We start from the raw sequence: 23,181 nt of genomic DNA on the forward strand, positions 1-23,181 counted from the left end.
ACTCGCCAGGCACTGCAAATGCCAGCCATTCCCCGCAAAACCAACCAATACCACAGGGTGCTTCGATGAAACAGCTCTCCAACCTTTCTGTTGCCAAGCGCCTGGCGCTGGGCTTTGCCCTGGTCCTTCTGCTGTCCATGGGCGTGATCACGCTGAGCATCTCGCGCCTTAACGCCCTGGCCGACGCGACCGAAGAAATGGTGCAAAACCCGGTGAAGACCGAGCGTCTGGTCAGTGACTGGTCGCGCAACCTTCGCACCGGCATCACGCGCACCGCCGCCGTCGCGCGCAGCAGTGACCCGGCGTTGGCCGACTTTTTTGCCGAGGACAGCAAGGCATCGTCCAAAAGCTCGGGCGAGCTGCAAAAGGCCGTCGAGGCGCTGATGTTTCTGGACTCTGAAAAGAAGCTGTTCCAGGAAATTGGCGAGCTGCGCACGATTTACCTGAAGAACCGGGACACCATCTTTGCCCTCAAAAAAGAAGGCAAGGTGGACGAAGCCAATGCGCTGCTGGAAAAGCAGTTCATGCCCGACGCCAACAAATACGCCGCCAAGATGGACGAGCTGCTGCGCAACCAGCGCGAGCAGGTGGACAAGCTGGGCCAGGCCATTCAAGACAACCGCACCACCAGCCGCCGCCTGCTGGTGGCCCTGGGGGTGTTGAGCGTGGCGCTGGGCGCGCTGTTTTCGTGGCTGCTGGCCCGCTCGGTCACCGTGCCGCTGGCCCAGGCGTCTGACCTGGCCAAGCGCGTGGCCGAAGGCGACCTCACGGCCAAGGTGCCAGAGCATGGCAAGGACGAAGTGGGCGAGCTGATGTCGTCCCTGGCGCTCATGCAGAACAACCTGGCCAACGTGGTCAACAACGTGCGCCGGGGCTCGGAGTCGGTCTCCAACGCCAGCGCCGAAATCGCCCAAGGCAACAACGACCTGAGCGCCCGCACCGAGCACCAGGCCAGCGCGCTGGAAGAAACCGCCGCCAGCATGGAAGAGCTGAACTCTGCCGTGCGCAACAACGCCGACAACGCCCGCCAGGCCAACCAGCTGGCGCTCACAGCCTCGAACGTGGCCGTTCAAGGCGGCGCGGTGGTGGGTGAGGTGGTCGAGACCATGAAGGGCATCAACGACGCCAGCCGCAAGATCAGCGACATCATCAGCGTGATCGACTCCATCGCCTTCCAGACCAACATCCTGGCGCTGAACGCGGCCGTGGAAGCCGCCCGCGCCGGTGAGCAGGGCCGCGGGTTTGCCGTGGTGGCCTCTGAAGTGCGCAGCCTGGCCAGTCGCAGCGCCGAGGCCGCCAAGGAGATCAAGAGCCTCATCAACGCCAGCGTGGAGCGCGTGGAGCAAGGCACCTCGCTGGTCGACAAGGCGGGCGCCACCATGAACGAAGTGGTCAGCAGCATCCGCCGCGTGACCGACATCATGGGCGAGATCAGCGCGGCCAGCAACGAGCAAAGCGCAGGCGTGGCACAGGTGGGCGAGGCCGTCACGTCGATGGACCAGGCCACCCAGCAAAACGCCGCCCTGGTCGAAGAAATGGCCGCCGCCGCCAGCAGCCTGCGCAACCAAGCCCACGACCTGGTGCAGGTGGTGGCCGTGTTCAAGCTCACGGCAGACCAGAGCCACACCCCCATGGCGCACAGCAGCGCCCCTGCAGCGCGCAGCCTGCCCACCCCGGCACGCCCCGCTACCAGCACCAAAGCCCCCAGCAAGGCACCCGCCCCCAAAGTGACGCAACCCCAGGCAGCCAAAGCGCCCGCCCTGGCCGCAGCACCCAAACCCGCCGCCAAGCCCGCCAGCCGCGCGCCGCAGCCTGGCAACGACGACGAGTGGGAATCCTTCTGATCCCAGGCTGAGTTAGAGGGCGGGCGGCGGCCCTCTGCCGCCGCAGGTATCCTGTCGGGTGTTTTGCAGGCACACCAGGGGGCTGAGGGCAATGGGGGACAATCCACCGCCTTCTGCCCTTTTTGCGGTGCGCCACGCACCCGCCCTGACCGCCCCGGCCCATGAACCTGCTCGCCTTTGACTCCAGCACCGACACCCTCTCCATCGCCGTCCAGCGCGGCGATGCGGTGTGGCAGCACACCGCGCCCGGGGGGCCGCAAGCCTCTGCCGCGCTGATTCCGGCCATTCAGCGGCTGCTGGCCGAGGCCGGGCTCAGCTTTGACACCCTGGAGCTGATCGTGTTTGGCCGGGGGCCGGGCTCATTCACCGGGCTGCGCACCGCCTGCGCCGTGGCCCAGGGCCTGGCCTTTGGGGCACGCCACGGCCAGGGCGTGCCGGTGCTGCCGGTCGACACTCTGCTAGCCGTGGCCGAGGAAGCCCGCCACCAGCATAGCTGCACCCAGGTGCTGGCGGTGCTGGATGCGCGCATGAACGAGGTCTACAGCGCCCGCTGCACCTGGAGCGACGCCACCCAGCGCTGGCAGGCCGACGCCGACTTTGGCCTCTGCGCCCCTGAGGCCTTGGCCCTGCCCGATGCCGATCTGGCCACCTGGGCCGTAGCGGGCAACGCCCACACCCCGTACGGCGAGCGCCTGCTGCCCCAGGCCCGCCATGTGCTGGCCCTGCCCACGGCCACCGCCTTGCTGCGCCTGGCCCCCGCCCTGTTGGCCGCTGGCGGCGCCGTGCCTGCCAGCGAAGCCCTGCCGCGCTACATCCGCGACAAGGTGGCCAACACCACGGCCGAGCGCGAGGCGATGCGCGCCCAGGCCAGCCTGGCCGCCAGCACCCAACCCAGCCTGCCTGCCCCATGAGCGCCGTGCCCGCCTCCCTGGCCCACCCTGCCGCCGAGCCCCCCCCGGCGCCTGTGGAAGTGCGCTTTGAAAAGCTCACGCTGGCGCACCTGGACACCCTGCTGGACGTGGAGTTCAGCGCCTACTCGCACCCCTGGTCGCGTGGCAACTTCACCGACGCCATGGCCTCGGGCTACGAATGCCAGTTGCTGATGGCGGGCGAACACCTGCTGGGCTACTTTGTGGCCATGCTGGGGGTGGAAGAGGTGCACCTGCTCAATATCACCGTGGCCCCCACCTACCAGCGCCAGGGCTGGGCCCGGGTGCTGCTGGACGCCCTGGCCCTGTGGGCGCGCGGGCGCCAGGCCCAATGGCTGTGGCTGGAGGTGCGCGCCAGCAACCTGCGCGCCCAGCATGTCTATGAAACCCACGGCTTTCGGCGCGTGGGCGAACGCAAGCGCTACTACCCCGCCGCCCAAGGGCAGCGTGAAGATGCCGTCGTGATGAGTCTGCCGCTGTGAATGATCGCACTGAGAGGCTGAGAGTCTTATGCCTATGCCCGCCTTGCACGCCAAAACACCGCTGCTCGTCGTTGCAAATGCGCGCCATAGCCCGCGCTATGGCTGTGCTTTGCGCCTCGATCAGCGGTGTTTTGTCGCACCTTTCGGACACTGGCAAAAAACTCTCAGCCTCTGAGCCCCTTGTTGTGAGCCTACCTGTATGAGCCTGAACCTCGATGCGCGCCAGCGCGCCATGCTGCAAGAGATGGGGGTGACCGTGTGGGCCCGCGCAGAGGCAGCCACGCCTGTGCCGGTGGCCACCCTGCCCCCCACCGCTGCGGCCAGCACGGCCCAGCCGCCCGCACAACCCCCATCGGCCACCGCACTCCCGCCTGCGCAGCACCCTCCGGCCCAGCGGCCGGAGGCCACAGCCACCCCAGCGGCCCGCGCTCCCATGGCCCCCAGTGCCGCGCCCGCAAGGTCCGCCCCTGCCGCTGCACCCGCCGCAGCCGCGGGCCTGGGCGCACCCGCCACCGCAGCCCCGGCCCTGCGCCTGCATGCCCCGCAGCCGCTGTACCCCACGGCCGACCCAGCGCAGACCCCCAGCACCCTGGGCGCCAGCTGGCTGATCGTGACCGAAGGCGTATCGGCCACCGAGCCCCTGGGCGGTGACACCGGCAAGCTGCTGGACAACATGCTGCGCGCCATGCAGTTGCACCGCCACCCCCGGGTGTTTCTGGCCGCCCTGGCCCGCCCCACCCCGGGCGCACGGGCGGCCGAAGACGATGCCCCCACCGATGTGGCGCAAGCGCTGGAGCAAGCAGTGCACACGCTGCAACCCGCCATGGTGCTGGTGCTGGGCCACGTGGCCGCACGTGCGGCCCTGGGCCGCACCGAGCCCCTGGGGCGTCTGCGTGCCGTGCCCCACACCGTGGGCGGGCGCCCGGCCGTGGTCACCTACGACCCGGCCTTCTTGCTGCGCTCGCAAGACGCCAAGGCCGCCACCTGGGCTGACCTGTGCCGCGCGCTGGCGCTGGTGCGCAAGGGTTAAGCACCGGTAAACGGTCTCGCGAGGGGGCGCCCACAGGCACGTGGAGCCCCGTCCACCCCTCGCTTTTTTTTGCGGCCAGGCCGCCGCATGCCATGGGCGCGCGCGGCCGTCGGGTGCCATAATCGCGGGCTCAATCAACAAACGGAGACAGCTCCTTGGAAACCTACCCGAGTTGGTAGCTTTCAGCTCCCTGGCACGCCACGTGGGGTTGAAAGCAACCCTATCCCCCCACACCGCAGATGCCATATGACAAGGGAGTGAGCCTATGCTCAACATCTTCACGCTCGCCAACGGCCGGCTGTTTCAGGAAGAAATTGAATCGCTGGAAGAGCTGACCAAGTTCCAGCCGATCTGGGTGGATCTGGAAGCCCCCACGCTCGAAGAAAAACGCTGGATCAAACAGCACTACGGTCTGTCCATCCCCGAGGATGCGATGGACGAAGACATCGAAGAATCCGCCCGCTTCTACGAAGAAGACAACGGCGAGCTGCACATCCGCAGCGACTTCTTGATCGACGACGACGAGGACCCCCGCTCGGTGCGCGTGGCCTTCATCCTGAACCAGCACAACGCCAACCTCAAGAGCCGAGGCGTGCTGTTCTCCATCCACGACGAAGACGTGCCCGTGTTCCGCCTGCTGCGCATGCGCGCACGCCGCGCGCCCGGCCTCATCGAAGACGCCAAGGAAGTGCTGCTCAAGCTGTTCGACGCCGACGCCGAATACTCGGCCGACACGCTCGAGAACATCTACGACGAGCTGGAAACCGTCAGCAAGCAGGTGCTGGCCGGCGATGTGACCGATGCCCTGGCCGGTGAGGTGCTGGGCGCCATCGCCCGCCAGGAAGACTTGAACGGCCGCATCCGCCGCAATGTGATGGACACGCGCCGCGCCGTGAGCTTCATGATGCGCTCCAAGATGCTCAACGCCGAGCAGTTCGAGGAAGCGCGCCAGATCCTGCGCGACATCGAGTCGCTGGACAACCACACCGCGTTCCTGTTCGACAAGATCAACTTCTTGATGGACGCCACGGTCGGTTTCATCAACATCAACCAGAACAAGATCATCAAGATCTTCTCGGTGGCCAGCGTGGCGCTACTGCCGCCCACGCTGATCGCCAGCGTGTATGGCATGAACCTCAAGTTCCCTGAACTGGAACTGCTGGGCGCGGCAGCCTACCCCTACGTGCTGGCACTGATGGTGACCAGCGCGCTCGGCCCGATGTGGTACTTCCGCAAGCGCGGCTGGTTGAAGTAGCCCCCCTGTGGCGCTGCGCGCCTCCCCCCCCGAGGGGGGACGCCTCCGGTGGACTGGCGAAGCCAGATCCACGGTGGCGCTGGTATGGGTGCGCGCCAGTTTCTACGCCTGGCTTTCTTTGGCAGTGCCAAAATATCCATCAAACTGACCGCTAGCGCTTACTGAACAAGCGCTAGCAGCTATGAATTTCATAGCTTTTGCAGAAAACCCAGCATGATGTGTTCGGCGTAGCGTGTTGCCACGGTGTTCACAAACGCCGGGAAGTCCACGTGCGCGGTGTCGTCGGCGCGGTCGGAGATGGTGCGCATGGCGGCAAAGGGCAGGCCGTAGTCGTGGCAGACCTGGGCGACGGCGGCGCCTTCCATTTCCACGGCCAGCACATCGTGGCCAGCGTCGCGCAGCGCAGTGCGCAGGCCCTGGGCCTCGGCGGCGGCGCTCACAAAGCGGTCGCCGCTGGCCACCAGCCCGTGGTGCACCCTTGGCTGGCCCGTGATCAATTTGGAATCAAATCGACCTCCAGCGCTTTCTACATAAGCGCTAACAGCTTCCAAAAGCATAGCAGTCAGTGCTGCATCACAACCCAGGCGGGTGCGGGCGTAGCCGGGCAGCTCCCAGCGCGGAAAGATGGGCGAGGCGTCCATGTCGTGCTGCACATAGTCTTGCGCCACCACCACGTCGCCCACTTGCACGCCGTCGCCCACGCCCCCGGCCACGCCGGTGAACACGATGCGCGCCACGCCAAACCGCTCGGCCAGTGCGGTGGCCGTGGTGGCCGCGGCCACCTTGCCAATGCCCGACAGCGCCAGCACCACGGAGCGCCCCTGCCAGTCGCCCCGCCAAAAGGCCCGCCCGGCATGCACGATGCGCTGGGGCTGCGCCAGGTGCTGCAGCAGGGAGCTTTGTTCTTCGGGCAGGGCGCTGAGGATGGCGGTGGTCATAAAGGAAATGTTCCGGGATAGGTAACGGCGCAAGCCACTGCGCCATGACAAACGGCCCCAGCGGGGCCGTTCCTTTTTCAAACGATGTGCATGTGCAACCGCTTGTGGCTGCGGCCGCTACGCTTCACGTTGCTACGCAACATGAGCCTTCGCCGCAAGAAGTGCCCCTTCGGGTCACTTCTTGTCGCGCAGCTCTCTGCGCAGGATCTTGCCCACGGGCGTCTTGGGCAGCTCGGTGCGGAACTCGATCACGCGGGGCTGCTTGTAGCCAGTCAGGTTGGCCTTGCAGAATTCCTTGACCTGGGCTTCGGTCAGGGCCTGGTCTTTCTTGACGATGACCAGCTTCACGGCCTCGCCGGTCTTCTCGTCGGGCACGCCCACCACGGCGCATTCGAGCACACCGGGCAGGGCTGCCACCACTTCTTCAACCTCATTGGGGTACACGTTGAAGCCGCTGACCAGCACCATGTCCTTCTTGCGGTCCACGATCTTGAAGTAGCCGCGCTCGTCCATCACGCCCACGTCGCCCGATTTGAAATAGCCGTCTTCGGTCATGACCTTGGCGGTTTCGTCAGGGCGCTGCCAGTAGCCCGCCATCACCTGCGGGCCCTTGATGGCGATCTCGCCCGACTGGCCCAGGGTGGTGACTTCGCGGCCCTCGTCGTCCAGCAGCTTGATGAGCGTGCTGGGCAGGGGGGCGCCGATGGTGCCGGTGAATTCCTTGGCGGTGACGGGGTTGCAGCTGACGATGGGCGAGGTCTCCGACAGGCCATAGCCTTCGCAGATAGGGCAGCCCGTCTTGTCCAGCCACAGCTTGGCCACCGCGCCTTGCACCGCCATGCCGCCGCCCACCGACACCTTCAGGTTCTTCCAGTTGACGGTGTTGAAGTCGGGGTGGTTGGCCAGGCCGTTGAACAGCGTGTTCACCGCAGGCAGGCTGTGGAAGGTGTGCTTGGACAGCTCTTTGAGCACCGCAGGCAAGTCGCGTGGGTTGGGGATGAGGATGACTTTGCCGCCCGTGCGCATGCCCAGCATCATGTTCACCGTGAAGGCGAAGATGTGGTACAGCGGCAGCGCGCACACGCTGGTGGGCTGCTCGCCTGCGGTCAGCGACTTCATCACCGGCTCGTTCCAGGCCTCGGCCTGCAGCACGTTGGCGATGACGTTGCGGTGCAGCAGCACCGCCCCCTTGCTCACGCCGGTGGTGCCGCCGGTGTACTGCAGCAGGGCAATGTCGTCAGGCTTGATGTCGGCAGGCTTGAAGCTGCCGCGCTCACCCTGGACGATGGCGTCGTTGAAGCGCACCGCGCCGGGCAGGCTGTACTCGGGCACCAGCTTCTTGACGTTGCGCACCACGTAGTTGACCAGCATGCCCTTGAGGAAGCCCAGCTGGTCGCCCATGGCGCACAGCACCACGTGCTTGACGGGGGTGTTGGCAATGCACTGCTGCAGCGTGGAGGCAAAGTTCTCGATGATGACGATGGCCTTGGCGCCCGAGTCCTTGAGCTGGTGCTCCAGCTCGCGCGGGGTGTACAGCGGGTTCACGTTGACCACCACAAAGCCTGCACGCAGCACGGCGGCCACCACCACAGGGTACTGGGGCACGTTGGGCATCATGATGGCCACGCGGTCGCCCTTGACCAGGCCCTGGCCCTGCAGGTAGGCGGCAAACGCACGGCTCAGCGCGTCGGTCTGCGCAAAGCTGATGTCCTTGCCCATGAAGCTGTAGGCCACACGGTCTGCGTAGCGGCCAAAGGCCTCGTCCATCAGCGCCACCAGGGAGGCGTATTGGGTGGGGTCAATGTCAGCGGGTACGCCTTGCGGATAGGCGGCCAGCCAGGGGCGGTCGGTCATGCGTGTCTCTCCAAACTTCTCTGTCGGTGGAGCCCGGTCTTGTGGTGGCCGGTGGTGCTCCGTGGTTGCTAAAAAACTCTGTGATGTCGCCCGAAGGCCATCCCTGCGGGCGGCGTTCTCGGGGAGGGCCTTACTCCAAGGCCTTTCCAATGTCTTCGACCACCTTCTTGGCGTCACCGAAGACCATCATGGTCTTGTCCATGTAGAACAGCTCGTTGTCCAGGCCCGCATAGCCTGCGGCCATGGAGCGCTTGTTCACGATCACCGTTTTGGCCTTGTAGGCTTCGAGGATGGGCATGCCGTAAATCGGGCTGCCCTTGGTGTGGGCTGCGGGGTTCACCACATCGTTGGCGCCCAGAATGATAGCCACGTCGGCCTGCCCGAATTCGCCATTGATGTCCTCCATTTCGAACACCTGGTCGTAGGGCACTTCGGCCTCGGCCAGCAGCACATTCATGTGGCCCGGCATGCGCCCTGCCACGGGGTGGATGGCGTATTTCACGGTGATGCCTTTTTCAGTGAGTTTGGCCGCCAGCTCTTTGACGGCATGCTGCGCGCGCGCCACCGCCAGGCCGTAGCCGGGCACGATGACCACGGTTTCGGCATTGCCCAGCACAAAGGCCACGTCGTCGGCGCTACCGGTCTTGACGCTGCGCTGCACCTGCGCGCCCGCCGCCGCGGTGGCCGTGTCGCCGCCAAAGCCGCCCAAAATCACATTGAAGAACGAGCGGTTCATGGCCTTGCACATGATGTAGCTCAGGATCGCGCCCGAGCTGCCCACCAGCGAGCCCGCAATGATCAGCATGGAGTTGTTGAGCGAGAAGCCGATGCCCGCTGCCGCCCAGCCCGAGTAGCTGTTGAGCATGGACACCACCACCGGCATGTCCGCCCCACCAATCGGGATGATGATGAGCACGCCCAGCACGAACGACAGCGCCAGCATGGCGAAGAAGGCGCTCCAGCTTTCGGTGGCCACAAACAGCAGCCCCAGCCCCACGGTGGCCAGCCCCAACACCAGGTTCAGCAGGTGCTGCCCGGCAAACTGCACCGGTGCGCCTTGGAAGAAGCGGAACTTGTACTTGCCCGAGAGTTTGCCAAACGCGATGACCGAACCACTGAAAGTGATGGCCCCGATGGCCGCACCCAGGAACAGCTCCAGCCGGTTGCCCACCGGGATGGGCTGGCCCTTGGCCACGATCTGGAACGCCCAGGGCTCGGCCACGGCGGCCACGGCAATGAACACCGCCGCCAGGCCGATCATGCTGTGCATGAAGGCCACCAGCTCGGGCATCTTGGTCATCTCGACGCGGTTGGCCATCACCGAGCCCGCTGCGCCGCCCACCAGCAGCGCACCCAGCACATACACCATGCCCTCGGCCTTGCCGCCCGACAGCTCCACGATCAGCGCCGCTGTGGTGAGGATGGCAATGGCCATGCCCACCATGCCAAAGAGGTTGCCCCGGATGGAGGTGGTAGGGTGCGAGAGCCCTTTAAGGGCCTGGATAAAGCAGACGCTGGCGACCAGGTACAGCAGCGTGACAAGGTTCATGCTCATGCCATCTGCTCCTTATTTGATAGCCTCTTGCGCTTTATCCACGGGCGCTTTACGCTCTTTTTTCTTGAACATCTCCAGCATGCGCCGGGTGACCAGGAAGCCGCCAAACACATTCACCGCCGCCAGTGCCACGGCCAGCACCCCCATGGTTTTGCCCAGCGGCGTCTCGGTGAGCGCCGCCGCCAGCATGGCCCCGACGATGACGATGGCCGAGATGGCATTGGTCACCGCCATGAGCGGGGTGTGCAGGGCGGGCGTCACCGTCCACACCACGTGGTAGCCCACATAGATGGCCAGCACAAAGATGATGAGGTTGATCAACGTGGGCGAGACAGCATCCATGGGGTTCTCCTGTGGGGACGGGGTTAACCGGGATTGGCCGAAGACCAGGGGCCTGAGGCCGCTTTCCTCTTGGCAAAGTAGGCATCCACGGCGTCCAGCAGCTTTCGCTGGGCGTCGTTGATGGGGGGCTCAATGTCGGCGGCGGCGCGCATCACAGCCTGCAGCGTTTGCACGTGGTAGTCGGTGAACTTGTCCGCACTGCGGGCCAGCACATCCGGCAATTCGCTCAGCGCCAGCGCCCGGCTGCGCAGCAGGTGGGCGCTGGCCACCCACAAATTGGCGGCATCGGACTCGTTCATTTGCAGATGCTGCTGCAGCAAGGACTGCACACCCGCCTTCTGGGCCGTGGTGATGGCACCCGTGGTCTGCACCGTGGCCAAGGCCAACACGGCCACCACGTCCACGGGGTGGTCCAAGGCATACAGGGGCGGCGTGCTCACCTTTTTGCGCCATGCCCGGCGGTGGAAAAAAGTCAGTGGGTTGAGCCACCCCACATCAATGCCAAAGCGGCGCAAGGCCTCCATGGCCATGGTGAAGGTGATGACCAACCCCAGGATCTGCAAAATAACTCCCACGTTCCAACCCTCCGCTTTTTGATTGTTTGTTTTCTTGTGGTCCACACCGCCGCCCACCAGGGCAGCACCCCAGCACGCTTACAACTTCGATTCGGGAATCGGGAACGCTGGCAGGGCCAGGTAGCCGTCCATCATGCTGACGCTCTGGCGTGCGGCCTGCGCCACCTTCTGGGCCCAGTCCTGCGCGGGGTAGCCTGCGCGCAAAAACTCTTCGTTGTTGATGGTCTTGGGGCGCACCAGGCGCTGGTCGGCCACGATGTTCACCTCCACATACGCGCCGCCTTGGGTGGCGTAGCGGTAGTTGAGGTGCGACACCGGGCGCGTGAAGGCCACCTTGTGGTCGGCCATCCAGCGCACCAGCTCGGGCTGGTTCTTGTCCAGCCAGTCGCGGTTGTTGGCCCAGCGCTTGAAGCGCAGGCAGTCCACACGCACCGGGCTGGCCTGGGCGGCGTCTTCCACCCACACGCCGTCCTGGCGCGGGCAGGTGCCAGTCCACAGCGTTTGCTCACGCGGGTAGTTGGTGCTGTTGGTCTGCACCAGCGCCACCGCCAGCAGTTCCTTGTCGGCACCGCGCAGCCCCACGGCACGGGTCTGCAAGGGGATGGTGCCCGGGGCGGGGCGCACGGGCAGGGCCACGGTGCTTTGGCCCAGGTCTTCCCAGGTGCCTTCCGGCAGGGCCAGCCGCGCACGGCCTACGGGGTATTCAGGGGTGGCTGCAGGCTTGACGGGGGCACAGGCCACCGTGGCCAGCACGCCTGCCGCCACCACGGCACGCAGGCCCCACTGGCGCAGGGCGCCCACCGCACGGGCGGGCTCAGAAAAAAGGGAGGCAGTGTTCAAACGGGTCAGCCGGGTAAATAAGGTCATGCGTGTCGAAAGGGTCATGCGCGTTTCAGGGTGCCTTCGTGGGCCATCAGGCAGGCGGCCACGATGTCGTCCTGCATGTCCACATACAGGGCACCTTCCTTGTTGATGATGAGTTTCAAAAAATCCAGAACGTTGCGAGCGTACAGCGACGACGCATCGGCCGCGACCAAGGCGGGCAGGTTGGTCTCGCCCACCAGCGTCACGCCGTGCTTGACCACGGTGCTGCCGGGCTCGGTCAGCGGGCAGTTGCCGCCCTGCGGAGCGGCCAGGTCTACGATCACTGAGCCGGCCTTCATGGCCTGCACCATCTCGGGCGTGACCAGCACGGGCGCCGGGCGGCCTGGAATGAGCGCCGTGGTGATGACCACATCGGCCTGCGCCACGCGCTTGGCGACTTCCATCTTTTGCCGCTCCAGCCAGCTGGGGGGCATGGGCCGGGCATAGCCGCCCACGCCTTCGGCGGCCTCTTTTTCTTCGGCCGTTTCGTAGGGCACGTCAATGAACTTGGCGCCCAGAGATTCCACCTGTTCCTTGACGCTGGGGCGTACGTCCGACGCCTCGATCACCGCGCCCAGCCGCTTGGCCGTGGCAATGGCCTGCAGGCCCGCCACGCCCACACCCAGCACCACCACGCGCGCGGCTTTCACCGTGCCTGCGGCCGTCATGAGCATGGGGAAAAAGCGCTGGTAGCGGTCGGCCGCGATCATCACGGCCTTGTAGCCCGCAATGTTGGCCTGGGAAGAGAGCACGTCCATGCTCTGGGCACGGGTGGTGCGTGGCGCGGCCTCCAGGGCGTAGGCCGTGACACCCGCCGCCGCTAAGCGCTGCAGACCGGCGGCATCAAAGGGGTTGAGCATGCCCACCAGGGTGGTGCCACTGCGCAGCCAGGGGGCTTCGGCCTCCGACGGGCAGCGCACCTTGAGCACCAAAGGAGCACCCCAGGCGCCTGCGGCGTCGGTGATCTCGGCCCCAGCGGCCTCATAGGCCGCATCGGTCACGCTGGCGGCCAGGCCCGCCCCCGACTGCACACGCAGGCCGTGCCCCAGGGCGGTGAGCTTTTTGACGGTCTCGGGCGTTGCCGCGACCCGGGTTTCCCCGGCCACCGTCTCTGCTGGCACTCCTATGAACATGTCATCTCCTCACGTTGGGGAACCCGGTGGTCGTTCAGATTTCTGAACGGCAGCTTACATGAAGTTGTTTTGGCGGCATGGGGGGTTTACCGCACTTGGCGACGACTTTGCTGCGTTGTGTCAGCCAATGAACGCAAGGAGCCTGTCGGGCTTGGAGCGTCGACAGCGAAAACCAACGGTTTCGACAAAATCGGCCCCAGCGAGGACAGTTTTTGCCGAATTTGCAGCCCCATAGCCGAGCTATGGGGCAAAAAGGCGGTAAAAAATGGACCGCTGCGGTCGGTTTGCAGCCGACGATTTCCAAGTCCGACAGGCTCCTGGCCCCAAAGAAAAAGCCCGAAAGCACCAGGTGCTTGCGGGCTGTGCGGGCGGGCAGACCACTGCGGGTAGCGCCCCGGCGCCTCACCCGCGTGTCCCCATCAGTTCACCACCTGGGCCAGAGCGCCCGAAGCGTATTGCGCGGCAATGGTCTGCAGGCTCAGGCCCTTGATCTTGGAGCCCTGGCCTTCGCAGCCGAACTCCAGGTAGCGCTGCTTGCACACCAGCTTGGCGGCTTCGCGGGCGGGCTTGAGCCATTCGCGGGCATCGAACTTTTCAGGGTTCTCGGCCAGGAACTTACGCACTGCGCCGGTCATGGCCAGGCGGATGTCGGTGTCGATGTTGATCTTGCGCACGCCGTGCTTGATGGCTTCCTGGATCTCGGCCACGGGCACGCCGTAGGTTTCCTTCATCTTGCCACCGTACTGGTTGATGATGGCCAGCAGCTCTTGCGGCACGGAGGACGAGCCGTGCATCACCAAGTGGGTGTTGGGGATGCGGGCGTGGATTTCCTTGACGCGGCTGATGGCCAGGATGTCGCCTGTGGGCGGACGGCTGAACTTGTACGCGCCGTGGCTGGTGCCGATGGCAATCGCCAGTGCGTCCAGTTGCGTGGCCTTGACGAACTGGGCGGCTTCCTCGGGGTCGGTCAGCATCTGGCTGTGGTCGAGCTTGCCTTCGGCGCCAATGCCGTCTTCTTCACCCGCATCGCCGGTTTCCAGGTTGCCCAGACAACCCAGCTCGCCCTCGACGGTAACGCCATACTTGTGTGCCAGCTCCACCACCTTGCGGGTCACATCCACGTTGTAGTCAAAGGACGAAGGCGTCTTGCCGTCTTCCATCAACGAGCCGTCCATCATCACGGAGCCAAAGCCCAGGTCAATAGCGCCCTGGCAGATCTTGGGCGAAGTGCCATGGTCCTGGTGCATCACCAGCGGGATGTGCGGAAAAGCCTCGACCGCCGCCTGGATCAGGTGCTTGATGAAGGGCTCGCCTGCGTACTTGCGGGCGCCTGCGCTGGCTTGCAGGATGACCGGGGCCCCCACCTCGTCTGCGGCCGCCATCACGGCCTGGACTTGCTCCAGGTTGTTCACATTGAATGCAGGGATGCCATAGCCGTTGATAGCGGCATGGTCGAGCAGTTCGCGCATGGAGACGAGAGGCATGGTCGTTGGGTCCGTTGTGGGTGGGTGAGGGGGCGCCAGGGCCCTTCACGGGCTGGCAATTTTTCAGGCGGCCGTTGGCAAATGCTTGGTAACCGCTTGGTAACTCTGTGATTTTACCTGGGCGCGGGGAAAGGCTCTTTCAGGAAATCCAGACGGTAGCAGGTGGTGAATGGCACTGGCGCAGGGGCTTGGCCAAACCGGGCGCGGTGCACTTGGGCCACGCGGGTCACGATTTCATGGCCCAGGTGCAGGCTGTCCACCGCCACCACGGGGGCGGGCGCGCCGCCTTGGGCAGGGTGGGGCCGCGCACCGTCGTCGCACACCTGCAGCCAAGCCGCCTGAGCCCCACTGTCCTCGGCCCTGTCTTCTGCCATTTGCACCGCAATGTGGGTGCCTGGGGGCGTGTGCTTGAGGGCGTTTTCGATGAGGTTACGCAAAACCAGGTCCAGCAGCACGGCATGCCCTTGCACACACAGGCTGGCCGGGGCGCTGACTTCCAGCTCATCGCCCCGCTGCCAGGCCGCCTGGGCATAGTCCGCGCACACACCACGCGCCATGGCGGCCAGGTCCACCTGGGCCGTGGCGCTGTCCAGCTCGGCACGGCTGGCGCGGGCCAGGGCCAGCAACTGGTTGAGCACATGCCCGGCCCGCAGGGCGTCTTGCCGAATGCGCGCCAGAGCCTGCGCCTGGGCGTCCGGCGCCAGGCCGCCGTCCAGCGCACTGGCTTGCAGCGCAATCGACGACAGGGGGGTGCGCAGCTCATGGGCCACTTCATTGGCCAGCCGGCGCTCGCGGGCCATGGCGGCCTGCTGGCGGTCCAGCAGGGTGTTGATGGAGGCTTCGACAGACTCGAACTCTTTCCAGGCGTTTTGGGATGCCAGGCGGTGGTCCGTGGCCGGGTCCAGCGCGGCCACGTCGTCCGACAGGGCATACAGCGGCTTGAGCCCCCGGCGCAAGGCCAGCCCCAAAGCCAGCGCAATGACAGGCAGCAGCCACAGACCCGGCTCGATCATTTGCTCGGCAATGTCTTCTGCCAGCTCATCGCGCTCGTGCACCGCCACCAGCACCATGATCTTGCGGGTGCGCTCCACGTTCCATTGCGAAAAACCGCGCCAGGCCACGGGCGGTGTGCCCAGTTGCAGGTCAATAAACCCCTCGCGTGCATCGAACGGGGGCAATTGCGCCGAGCCGCTCACCGCCACCAGGCGCCCCTGCGCATCCCACTGCGCCACACTCAAGGACTGCTGGTAGTCGTGCGCCTTCAGGCCTGGTAGCGGGGTACGTTCGGTGGCATGCACGCCGTCCACGGCTTCAAAAGCGCGCAGGTTCAGCAGCAAGGCAGCCACGCTGGCCAGGTGCCCGTCGGTCAGCTCATCGGCCTCGTGAACGCCGGTTTTGTAACCCAGAAAGACAAAACTGCCCCACACCACCACCAGCGCGCCCAGGGACCACAGCAACAGGTGGCGCGTGAGGGAGGCGCGCCCGCCGGATGTGGGTGCACGGGGGGCGGCAGGGGCGGTCATGCGGGCTCCTGGGGCATGAAGTAGCCCACACCGCGCATGGTCATGATGCTGGCGCTGCCCAGCTTGCGGCGCAGGTGGTGGATGTGCACTTCCACCGCATTGCTTTCAATGGCGGCGTCCCAGCTGTAGAGATGCTCTTCGATCTGCTGGCGCGAGAGCACCCGGCCACGCGCCTCCAGCAGCACGCGCAGCACCGAAAACTCGCGCGGTGACATGTCCACCGGCTGCCCCTGGAACCGTACCGTGCGGGCAGCCGGGTCCATCTCGATGCCTGCGTGGCGAATGGTCGGCGCCGCACGGCCGGCGGCACGGCGCAGCAGCGCCCTCAGCCGCGCATCCAGCTCGTCAATATCAAACGGCTTGGCCAGGTAATCGTCGGCCCCCATGTCCAGCCCCGCAATGCGCTGCTGCACCTGGTCCCGCGCGGTCACGATCAGCACCGGCGTGGCGGGGTCCGGCAGCGCAGAGCCTGCACTGCCCGGCGCCGAGCGCAGCCGCTGCAGCAGCACCCCGCCATCGGCATCGGGCAAGCCCAGGTCCAGCAAGATGGCGTCAAAGCGCTCGGTGCGCAGGGCATTCCAGGCACTGGCGACATCGCCGCACACATCCACGGCATAACCGCGTTGCTGCAGCGTGGTGCGCAGGCCGTCGGCAATGCCTGCATCGTCTTCAATCACGAGGATTCGCATAGGGACATTGTCGCTGCACACCACGTCGGCCCCAACGCGCCCCACGCCAAACTTTGGCAGCGGGAGCCCAACCACCGCTGCCGTTTGCATTTTCTTGCACTTTAAGAAGCTGTTAAGGCCCCATTCCTACAGTGCGCGCATGCCTCACGCCTCCCCTCACTCCAGTCCGGACTACCCCAGCAACCGCACCCTGCTGGCATGGACCCTGGCCTGCTTTGCCTGCCTGATTGCCTGGGATGCCTCAGGAAAAGACCTGGCCATGGCCCAGCTTTTTGGGTCAGAAGCCGGTTTTCCGCTGCGAGAGCAGTGGTTTGTCGTGCATGTCATGCACGAAGGCGCCCGCCGGTTGGGCTGGGTGGTCGTTTTGCTGCTGGCGCTGGGCGTGTGGTGGCCCAAAGGCATCCTGCGGCAGCTCCAGCTGAGCGAGCGGCTGCAACTGGCCAGCAGCGCCTTGGTGGCCTTGGCCGTGATCAGCATTTTCAAAAACATCAGCAATACCAGCTGCCCCTGGGACCTGGCGGAGTTTGGCGGGGTGGCCCGGCACGTGTCGCACTGGGCGCTGGGCATTCTGGACGGCGGCGGCGGGCGCTGCTTTCCGGCGGGCCACGCCTCGGCAGGCTTCGCGTTTGTAGGAGGCTACTTTGCGCTGCGGCGCAAGCACCCACGGGCCGCATGGGTGTGGTTGGGCGCATCGCTGCTGGCGGGCTTCATTCTGGGCGGCGCGCAGCAGGTGCGCGGCGCCCATTTCATGAGCCACACTCTCTGGACCGCCTGGCTGTGCTGGACGGCTGGCTGGCTGTGGGACATGGCATTCCAGGCCTGGAGGCAGCACGCAGTCTTTCTCGACAGCACCCCTGCAACCCTGGGGGCTTCGCAGCACCGTGCTCACTCTTGATCAAAGCCTCTTTGAGGCCATCAACGCGGGGCCTGCAACCCCCTTGTTTCTCATTGCCTTGGCCCGCTGGGTCTCCGTCACCCTGCCTTTGCTGGTGGGTGCGGCCCTGGCGCTGTGGTGCGCGCTGGGGACACACGAACACCGGTGGGTGATCGCCAAGGCGTTGGTGGCCATGGCCGTCACCTGGGTCGGCGTTCACCTGCTGCGCTGGGGGGTTCCGGCGCCTCGCCCGGCCCAGTTGGGTTTGGGCATCCAGTGGCTGGAGCATGGCGCCAGGGCGGGCTTCCCGAGCATGCATGCAGCGCAGGCCTTTGCCCTGGCCACCAGCCTCGCCTTGTGCCGCATGCCCCGGTGGGCGGGGGTGGCATTTTTAGGGGCTACCGCCATCGCCTGGAGCCGCGTCTTCCTGGGCGTGCACTTTCCGCTGGATGTGCTGGCAGGCGCCACCACCGGCATCCTGGCCGCAGGCGCCACGGGCTGGCTGGTGACGCAAGCGCCGCTCAGCTGGCAACGCAGATTTTCAGCATATTCGTCCCACCCGGCGCGCCCATGGGCTCGCCGCAGGTGATGGCGTAGACATCGCCCTTTTGCACGATGTTGCGGCTCTTGAGGTGGCGTTCTGCCTGCTCCAGGGCCGTGTCGCGGTCAGCGCTGGTGTCCATCAGCAAGGGGCGCACATTGCGGTACATGGCCATCTTGCGCTGCGTGGCGATCTTGGGGGTCAGCGCATAGATCGGAATGTGGATGCGGTGGCGGCTCATCCACAGGGCCGTGGCGCCGCTGTCGGTCATGGCGACGATGGCTTTGGCCCCCAGATGGTGGGCTGTGAACAATGCGCCCATGGCGATGGACTGGTCGATGCGGCCAAAGGTCTGGCCGGTGAAGTCGGCGTCTTGCGGGTGGTCTTCTGCGGCTTCGGCAGCAGCGCAGATGGTGGCCATCTCGATCACCGTCTCCAACGGGAACTTGCCTGCAGCGGTTTCCGCACTCAGCATCACGGCGTCGGTGCCATCCAGCACGGCGTTGGCCACGTCACTCACCTCGGCACGGGTGGGCACGGGGTTGGTGATCATGCTCTCCATCATCTGCGTGGCGGTGATCACGACCTTGTCGAGCTGGCGCGCCATGCGGATCATTTTCTTTTGCAGTGCGGGCACAGCGGCATTGCCCACCTCCACCGCCAAGTCGCCACGCGCCACCATGATGCCGTCGCTCACGCGCAGGATGGCTTCGAGGTGCGGGATGGCTTCGGCACGCTCGATCTTGGCGATCAGGCCGGGCTTGTGGCGGTACTCGGCCGCAGCCACGTTGCACAGCTGGCGGGCCATTTCCATGTCGGTCGCGTTTTTCGGAAAGCTCACCGCCACGTAGTCGGCCTGAAAGCTCATGGCCGTGCGGATGTCTTCCATGTCCTTGGCCGTGAGGGCCGGTGCCGTGAGGCCGCCGCCTTGCTTGTTGATGCCCTTGTTGTTGGACAACTCACCACCGAGCTTGACGGTGGTGTGCACCTCTTCGCCACGCACAGCGTCCACCGTGAGCACGATCAGGCCGTCGTTGAGCAGCAGCAGGTCACCCGCCTTCACGTCACGGGGCAGCTCCTTGTAGTCCAGGCCCACACCGTTGATGTCGCCCGGCTCGGTGCGCGAAGCGTCCAGCACAAACTTGGCGCCCGGCTCCAAAAACACCTTGCCGTCAGCAAACTTGCCCACGCGGATCTTGGGGCCCTGCAGGTCGGCCATGATGGCCACTTCGCGCCCTGCGCGCTGGGCCGCAGCGCGCACGGTGGCGGCGCGGTCGATGTGGTCTTGCGCCTTGCCGTGGCTGAAGTTCAGCCGCACCACGTTGACGCCCGCTCGGATCATCGCCTCCAGCAATTGCGGGTCGCTCGAAGCGGGGCCCAGGGTGGCAACGATCTTGGTGGCGCGGCGAATGGCCATGGTGTGTCTCTTTCGCGTGGATGTAATCGGGTTTCAATTTTCACACGAAACCAGTTACATCCCCGTTACCAGAAAACCCTGACACGCCGCCTGGAAACTCGCCCCGGTGACGGGTCAATCGCGCATCAGCGCTTCGATCTCATCGCCATCCACCGGCACATCGCGGGTGATCAACTCGCAACCGCTGTCGGTGACCACAGCGTCGTCCTCGATGCGGATGCCGATGTTCCAGAACGACTCTGGCACCCCTTCGGCCGGGCGCACGTACAGCCCTGGCTCGATGGTCAGTACCATGCCGGGCTGCAGCACGCGGCTGGGGCGGTTGGTGATGGTCTCGCCCGAAAGCGGGTCTTTGCGCTCGCTGGTTTGCCCCACCTCGCCGGGCTCCACGTAGCTGCCGCAGTCGTGCACGTCCATGCCCAGCCAGTGGCTGGTGCGGTGCATGTAGAACTGGAAGTAGGCACGCTTTTCGATCACGTCCTGCGCGGTGCCGAACTTGTTCTTGTCGAGCAAGCCCACGTCGAGCAAGCCCTGCGCCAACACGGCCACCGTGGCGTCGTGCGGGTCGTTGAAGCGGGCTCCGGCCTTGGTGGCGGCAATGGCGGCCACCTGGCTTTGCAGCACCAGGTCGTACAGCGCGCGCTGCGGGCCGGTGAACTTGCCGTTGGCCGGAAAGGTGCGGGTGATGTCGCTGGCGTAGCCGTCGAGCTCGCACCCCGCGTCGATCAGCACCAGCTCGCCGTCCCGCACCGGAGCCGCGTCGGCACGGTAGTGCAGCACACAGGCATTGGCACCGGCCGCCACGATGGAGCCATACGCGGGGTACTGTGAGCCACCTTCGCGGAAGGCGTGCAGCAGTTCGGCATCGAGGTGGTATTCGCGCACATCCTGCCCCGCGCGCAGCATGCGGGCCGAGCGCTGCATGGCACGGATGTGGGCCTGGGCGCTGATCTGGCTGGCGCGGCGCATGGTGTCCAGCTCGTGCGCGTCTTTGATGAGGCGCATTTCATCGAGCAAGGTGCAGGCATCGCTTTGCTCGGTGGGGCACAGGGCCCCGTAGCGCACACGGGCCCGCACGGCGTTGAGCCAGCCCTCCACGCGCGCGGCAAGGCCTGCATGCGTGGCAAACGGGTACCAGACGCAGCTGCGGTTTTCCAGCAGGCGGGGCAGCTGGGCGTCCAGCACGGCGGCCGACTGTGCAGCGTCCACTCCCAAGGCCTCGGGCGCGGCGGCGGGGCCCAGGCGGTAGCCGTCCCAGATCTCGCGCTCCAGGTCTTTGGGCTGGCAAAACAGCGTGCTGTGCCCCTCGGCCGTGAGCACCAGCACCGCGCCGGGCTCGGTAAAGCCGGTCAGGTAATAAAAGTAGCTGTCGTGGCGGTAGATGAAGTCGGTGTCCCGGTTGCGCGGGCGTTCGGGCGCGGTGGGAACGATGGCGATGCCGCCAGCACCCAGCATCGAGGCGAGGCGGGCACGGCGCTGGGCGTAGATGGATTGCGTTGCATTCATGCGCACATTTTGAGCCCAACCGACACCGCTCCCGGGTTGTCGCAGAGAATCCACTCCCGTTGGTCCAGATACTCACGGCCCAAAACCTGCCGACCCCTGCTGGCAAAGTCCCTGATGCGGACGCCCGGGGCACCACGGCCTTCTTCCCATTTGCACCTATCCATGTCGAACTTTTTTCTGACGACTTTCGTGCCCGCCCTGGGGGTGGTGATCACAGCCCTCTTGCTGATCTACGGCGTTTACTACCGCTGGGTTGATGTGCCGCAGAAGTGGCTGCTCACCCCAGCTGCTGTGGCGGGGTTGGTGGTAGTGGCGGTGCTGTGCAATGGCTGGCTGGGCGTGAAGATGTACCTGTCACAAAGCGCCCAGCAAGCCTGGCACGACAGCGCCGCCGTGCGCGCCAGCCGCGAGCGCTTTGTGCTGCCGCAAGACTTCCAGTACGGCGAGTTGCTGATCCCGGCGGGCAGCCTCGTCAACCGCACCGACCCGTTTGACCGGGGCGAGCCCACCCGCCCGCTGGCCCTGCATGGCCTGGATGCGGTGCGATTCCCGCAGCCGGTGGAGGTGGCGGGCGTGCAGGTCAACGCGCTGCAAGCCCTGCCCATGCGCATGGAGTTGGCAGAGAACCAGCGCCTCGGCCCGGTGTACCGCTATGACACCGCCAGCCAAAGCTGGGTGCCCAACAAGGTCGTCCCCTACATCAACTGCAAACAAGGGCAGATCGCCACCTTCCAGGTGCCGCACATCGACTACGACGTGCGCGCCGAAGTGGGCAAGGCGCCACCGGACGGCCCCAATGCTCGCTTTGCGCCCAGCCAGTGGCTGTTCAAAACCTGCGAAGCCGCGCCGCCCGTCACCGTGCAGCCCGCTGCGCCAGTTGAAGGCGACACGGTGTGGGTGCTGCCCGCCCCCGTAGCACCTGCTGCCCCCGAAACCGCAGAGGGCGCCAGCGCAGCCGCCAGTGCCCCGGCGTTGCCGACCCAACCAGCCGCATCGGCAGCGACCGCCGTGCCACCATCCCCCGCCGCATCCAAATGACGGTCTGGGCCACCGATGGCCCAGGCGATGTCAACGCTGAAGCTGGGCCAAGCGCTCGGGCGTGCCCACATCGGTCCACCGGCCGGTGTAGAGCGATGCGCTGACGCGGCCGAGGTCCATGGCGCGGCGCAACAAGGGCGCCAAGGGCTGGGCCACGCCGCCAGGGTTGCCCGGCGGGATGTCACACCACGGCAGCCCAAACAACTCGGCGCGCAGCAAGGCGATGGTGCTGTAGGTCAACCGGGGCGTGGGGTCGTCTGCAGGCAGGTTCAACGCCAGGCCTTCAGGCGAGAGGCCAAAGTCACCGCGCAGGTGGTGCCCAGGGTTGGGCACCAGCCACAGGTGGGCCAGGTGGTTGCTGGCCTCAAAGGCCTGCACGGCAGCGGCGTCAAACGTGAAGTCGGGCGCAAACACATCGCCCGCCGCCAGCCAGAACACCGACCCCAATTGCGGCAGCGCACGGGCAATGCCACCCGCCGTCTCCAGCGCCCCGCCAAAGTCCACGCCCTCGTGCGAGTATGAAATTGATAGCTGCTCGCGCTTATCCAGTGCGCCCTGGAGGCCAAAATGACTTAAAAATCGATCGCTGATCTGCTCGCCCAGCCACGCCGTGTTGATCACCGCTTGGCGCACCCCGGCCTGCGCCAGAGCCTGCAAGTGCCACTGCAACAGCGGCTGGCCCTGCACCACCAGCAAGGGCTTGGGGCAGATATCGGTCAGCGGGCGCATGCGCTCGCCACGGCCTGCGGCCAGCAGCATGGCGGGCACCTGGTGAGCGCCGGAGGGAGAGGAAAACTGGGGCGACAAAAGGGGCTCCAAAGCGATGGGGATCAGACCACGGCAGCGCCGGGCGCAGTTGGCGATTGAGGGGCACTGGGCTCAGGGGCCAACTCGCCCCGCTGCAAGGCATGGCGCAGCACGGTGGTTGCGTCCAGCAAAGCCAGCAGCGCGTTCATCAACGCATGGGCCTTGGCGCTGTGGTCGGCGCCAAAGTTGCACACGTACACGTCCAGCGTCACGGCGGCCTGCTCGGGCCAAGTGTGCACGCACAGGTGCGACTCGGCCAACAGCACGGTGGCCGTGACGCCGCCGGGGCCATGCACCGTGGCCGGAAAGGCATGAAACACCTGCCCCACCGCCTGCAACCCCGATGCCTGCACCGCCTCCAGACAGGCGCGCCCCAGGGCGGCGGCATCGGTCAGCCACAGCGGCGCGCAGCGGCATCCGTGAAGGTCGGCGGTGAGGTGCAATCCGTGCATGGGGCTGCACTGTAGTGCATCGACTGCCCCCAACGCGGGGTACCGACAC

Annotated in this window: 22 protein-coding genes; 8 read left to right on the top strand and 14 right to left on the bottom strand. The window is 65.9% G+C overall.

Features of this window, described 5'->3' with window-relative positions; genetic code table 11:
- The first annotated feature begins 65 nt into the window (after positions 1-65).
- From CLU86_RS16110 to corA, 5 genes are all read left to right on the top strand, one after another.
- Positions 66-1,844: a methyl-accepting chemotaxis protein gene (locus CLU86_RS16110; protein ID WP_099742309.1), complete on the top strand. Its 1,779-nt coding sequence runs from the start codon at positions 66-68 to the stop codon at positions 1,842-1,844.
- A 161-nt stretch (positions 1,845-2,005) separates the two neighbouring features.
- Positions 2,006-2,755: a tRNA (adenosine(37)-N6)-threonylcarbamoyltransferase complex dimerization subunit type 1 TsaB gene (gene tsaB, locus CLU86_RS16115; RefSeq protein WP_099742310.1), complete on the top strand. Its 750-nt coding sequence runs from the start codon at positions 2,006-2,008 to the stop codon at positions 2,753-2,755.
- Positions 2,752-3,255 carry a ribosomal protein S18-alanine N-acetyltransferase gene (gene rimI / locus CLU86_RS16120; RefSeq protein WP_099742311.1) on the top strand — a complete coding sequence of 168 codons (504 nt, stop codon included), beginning with the start codon at positions 2,752-2,754 and terminating at the stop codon, positions 3,253-3,255. Before tsaB ends, rimI begins: the two co-directional genes overlap by 4 nt.
- 199 nt (positions 3,256-3,454) lie before the next feature.
- On the top strand, positions 3,455-4,285 hold the full coding sequence (locus CLU86_RS16125; protein WP_199175136.1) for a uracil-DNA glycosylase family protein: 831 nt from the start codon (positions 3,455-3,457) through the stop codon (positions 4,283-4,285).
- A gap of 265 nt (positions 4,286-4,550) precedes the next feature.
- The gene (gene corA, locus CLU86_RS16130) at positions 4,551-5,540 is read left to right on the top strand and encodes a magnesium/cobalt transporter CorA (protein WP_099656999.1); all 990 of its coding nucleotides are present in this window, start codon (positions 4,551-4,553) and stop codon (positions 5,538-5,540) included.
- A 188-nt stretch (positions 5,541-5,728) separates the two neighbouring features.
- On the opposite strand, the gene CLU86_RS16135 is transcribed toward corA, so the two are convergent.
- The 10 genes from CLU86_RS16135 to CLU86_RS16180 form a co-directional block, all read right to left on the bottom strand.
- Positions 5,729-6,478: a 5'-methylthioadenosine/adenosylhomocysteine nucleosidase gene (locus tag CLU86_RS16135; RefSeq protein WP_099742312.1), complete on the bottom strand. Its 750-nt coding sequence runs from the start codon at positions 6,476-6,478 to the stop codon at positions 5,729-5,731.
- Positions 6,479-6,652: 174 nt separating this feature from the next.
- A complete protein-coding gene (locus tag CLU86_RS16140) occupies positions 6,653-8,332 on the bottom strand; it encodes a long-chain-fatty-acid--CoA ligase (protein WP_099742313.1) in 1,680 nt (559 codons plus the stop codon).
- A 130-nt stretch (positions 8,333-8,462) separates the two neighbouring features.
- On the bottom strand, positions 8,463-9,887 hold the full coding sequence (locus tag CLU86_RS16145) for an NAD(P)(+) transhydrogenase (Re/Si-specific) subunit beta (protein WP_099742314.1): 1,425 nt from the start codon (positions 9,885-9,887) through the stop codon (positions 8,463-8,465).
- A 12-nt stretch (positions 9,888-9,899) separates the two neighbouring features.
- Positions 9,900-10,229, bottom strand: coding sequence for an NAD(P) transhydrogenase subunit alpha (locus CLU86_RS16150; RefSeq protein WP_099657003.1), 330 nt, complete (start codon positions 10,227-10,229; stop codon positions 9,900-9,902).
- Between the two features lie 23 nt (positions 10,230-10,252).
- Positions 10,253-10,804 (bottom strand): phenylacetic acid degradation protein, encoded by a 552-nt coding sequence (locus tag CLU86_RS16155; protein WP_099743626.1) that lies wholly within the window; start codon positions 10,802-10,804, stop codon positions 10,253-10,255.
- Positions 10,805-10,882: 78 nt separating this feature from the next.
- Positions 10,883-11,671: a hypothetical protein gene (locus tag CLU86_RS16160; RefSeq protein ID WP_233195058.1), complete on the bottom strand. Its 789-nt coding sequence runs from the start codon at positions 11,669-11,671 to the stop codon at positions 10,883-10,885.
- A gap of 14 nt (positions 11,672-11,685) precedes the next feature.
- Positions 11,686-12,801 (bottom strand): Re/Si-specific NAD(P)(+) transhydrogenase subunit alpha, encoded by a 1,116-nt coding sequence (locus CLU86_RS16165; RefSeq protein WP_099742315.1) that lies wholly within the window; start codon positions 12,799-12,801, stop codon positions 11,686-11,688.
- Positions 12,802-13,220: 419 nt separating this feature from the next.
- Positions 13,221-14,285, bottom strand: a complete 1,065-nt coding sequence (fba, locus tag CLU86_RS16170) for a class II fructose-bisphosphate aldolase (protein WP_099657005.1) — start codon at positions 14,283-14,285, stop codon at positions 13,221-13,223.
- A gap of 113 nt (positions 14,286-14,398) precedes the next feature.
- Positions 14,399-15,808, bottom strand: coding sequence for a histidine kinase dimerization/phospho-acceptor domain-containing protein (locus CLU86_RS16175; RefSeq protein WP_099742316.1), 1,410 nt, complete (start codon positions 15,806-15,808; stop codon positions 14,399-14,401).
- A complete protein-coding gene (locus CLU86_RS16180) occupies positions 15,805-16,497 on the bottom strand; it encodes a response regulator transcription factor (protein WP_099743628.1) in 693 nt (230 codons plus the stop codon). Before CLU86_RS16180 ends, CLU86_RS16175 begins: the two co-directional genes overlap by 4 nt.
- 139 nt (positions 16,498-16,636) lie before the next feature.
- On the opposite strand from CLU86_RS16180, the gene CLU86_RS16185 reads away from it, so the two are divergent.
- Positions 16,637-17,392 carry a phosphatase PAP2 family protein gene (locus tag CLU86_RS16185; protein ID WP_143226724.1) on the top strand — a complete coding sequence of 252 codons (756 nt, stop codon included), beginning with the start codon at positions 16,637-16,639 and terminating at the stop codon, positions 17,390-17,392.
- Positions 17,379-17,960 (top strand): phosphatase PAP2 family protein, encoded by a 582-nt coding sequence (locus CLU86_RS16190; protein WP_099742317.1) that lies wholly within the window; start codon positions 17,379-17,381, stop codon positions 17,958-17,960. The genes CLU86_RS16185 and CLU86_RS16190 overlap by 14 nt, the downstream gene beginning before the upstream one ends.
- On the opposite strand, the gene pyk is transcribed toward CLU86_RS16190, so the two are convergent.
- Positions 17,893-19,329 (bottom strand): pyruvate kinase, encoded by a 1,437-nt coding sequence (pyk, locus tag CLU86_RS16195; protein WP_099742318.1) that lies wholly within the window; start codon positions 19,327-19,329, stop codon positions 17,893-17,895. The two genes, CLU86_RS16190 and pyk, sit on opposite strands and share 68 nt — an antisense overlap.
- 114 nt (positions 19,330-19,443) lie before the next feature.
- On the bottom strand, positions 19,444-20,835 hold the full coding sequence (locus CLU86_RS16200; RefSeq protein WP_099742319.1) for an aminopeptidase P N-terminal domain-containing protein: 1,392 nt from the start codon (positions 20,833-20,835) through the stop codon (positions 19,444-19,446).
- A 162-nt stretch (positions 20,836-20,997) separates the two neighbouring features.
- On the opposite strand from CLU86_RS16200, the gene CLU86_RS16205 reads away from it, so the two are divergent.
- Positions 20,998-21,873, top strand: a complete 876-nt coding sequence (locus CLU86_RS16205) for a hypothetical protein (RefSeq protein ID WP_199175137.1) — start codon at positions 20,998-21,000, stop codon at positions 21,871-21,873.
- A 30-nt stretch (positions 21,874-21,903) separates the two neighbouring features.
- Here the strand turns inward: CLU86_RS16205 and CLU86_RS16210 are convergent, their stop codons facing one another.
- Positions 21,904-22,632: a nucleotidyltransferase family protein gene (locus CLU86_RS16210; RefSeq protein ID WP_099742320.1), complete on the bottom strand. Its 729-nt coding sequence runs from the start codon at positions 22,630-22,632 to the stop codon at positions 21,904-21,906.
- Positions 22,633-22,703: 71 nt separating this feature from the next.
- Positions 22,704-23,132, bottom strand: coding sequence for an S-adenosylmethionine decarboxylase family protein (locus CLU86_RS16215; protein ID WP_099742321.1), 429 nt, complete (start codon positions 23,130-23,132; stop codon positions 22,704-22,706).
- Positions 23,133-23,181 lie beyond the last annotated feature (49 nt).

Origin of the sequence: Acidovorax sp. 62, assembly GCF_002754495.1 — a bacterium.
Classification (GTDB): Bacteria; Pseudomonadota; Gammaproteobacteria; order Burkholderiales; family Burkholderiaceae_C; genus Acidovorax.

Bases quoted from the DNA above. Each gene is read 5' to 3' on its own strand.
- CLU86_RS16125 (WP_199175136.1), top strand. From the start codon at position 3,455: ATGAGCCTGAACCTCGATGCGCGCCAGCGCGCCATGCTGCAAGAGATG.
- pyk (WP_099742318.1), bottom strand. From the start codon at position 19,329: ATGGCCATTCGCCGCGCCACCAAGATCGTTGCCACCCTGGGCCCCGCT.
- CLU86_RS16210 (WP_099742320.1), bottom strand. From the start codon at position 22,632: ATGCTGCTGGCCGCAGGCCGTGGCGAGCGCATGCGCCCGCTGACCGAT.
- tsaB (WP_099742310.1), top strand. From the start codon at position 2,006: ATGAACCTGCTCGCCTTTGACTCCAGCACCGACACCCTCTCCATCGCC.
- CLU86_RS16110 (WP_099742309.1), top strand. From the start codon at position 66: ATGAAACAGCTCTCCAACCTTTCTGTTGCCAAGCGCCTGGCGCTGGGC.
- CLU86_RS16215 (WP_099742321.1), bottom strand. From the start codon at position 23,132: ATGCACGGATTGCACCTCACCGCCGACCTTCACGGATGCCGCTGCGCG.
- CLU86_RS16175 (WP_099742316.1), bottom strand. From the start codon at position 15,808: ATGACCGCCCCTGCCGCCCCCCGTGCACCCACATCCGGCGGGCGCGCC.
- rimI (WP_099742311.1), top strand. From the start codon at position 2,752: ATGAGCGCCGTGCCCGCCTCCCTGGCCCACCCTGCCGCCGAGCCCCCC.
- CLU86_RS16165 (WP_099742315.1), bottom strand. From the start codon at position 12,801: ATGTTCATAGGAGTGCCAGCAGAGACGGTGGCCGGGGAAACCCGGGTC.
- CLU86_RS16200 (WP_099742319.1), bottom strand. From the start codon at position 20,835: ATGAATGCAACGCAATCCATCTACGCCCAGCGCCGTGCCCGCCTCGCC.
- CLU86_RS16150 (WP_099657003.1), bottom strand. From the start codon at position 10,229: ATGGATGCTGTCTCGCCCACGTTGATCAACCTCATCATCTTTGTGCTG.
- CLU86_RS16145 (WP_099742314.1), bottom strand. From the start codon at position 9,887: ATGAGCATGAACCTTGTCACGCTGCTGTACCTGGTCGCCAGCGTCTGC.
- CLU86_RS16140 (WP_099742313.1), bottom strand. From the start codon at position 8,332: ATGACCGACCGCCCCTGGCTGGCCGCCTATCCGCAAGGCGTACCCGCT.
- CLU86_RS16160 (WP_233195058.1), bottom strand. From the start codon at position 11,671: ATGACCTTATTTACCCGGCTGACCCGTTTGAACACTGCCTCCCTTTTT.
- CLU86_RS16135 (WP_099742312.1), bottom strand. From the start codon at position 6,478: ATGACCACCGCCATCCTCAGCGCCCTGCCCGAAGAACAAAGCTCCCTG.
- corA (WP_099656999.1), top strand. From the start codon at position 4,551: ATGCTCAACATCTTCACGCTCGCCAACGGCCGGCTGTTTCAGGAAGAA.
- CLU86_RS16180 (WP_099743628.1), bottom strand. From the start codon at position 16,497: ATGCGAATCCTCGTGATTGAAGACGATGCAGGCATTGCCGACGGCCTG.
- CLU86_RS16185 (WP_143226724.1), top strand. From the start codon at position 16,637: ATGCCTCACGCCTCCCCTCACTCCAGTCCGGACTACCCCAGCAACCGC.
- fba (WP_099657005.1), bottom strand. From the start codon at position 14,285: ATGCCTCTCGTCTCCATGCGCGAACTGCTCGACCATGCCGCTATCAAC.
- CLU86_RS16205 (WP_199175137.1), top strand. From the start codon at position 20,998: ATGTCGAACTTTTTTCTGACGACTTTCGTGCCCGCCCTGGGGGTGGTG.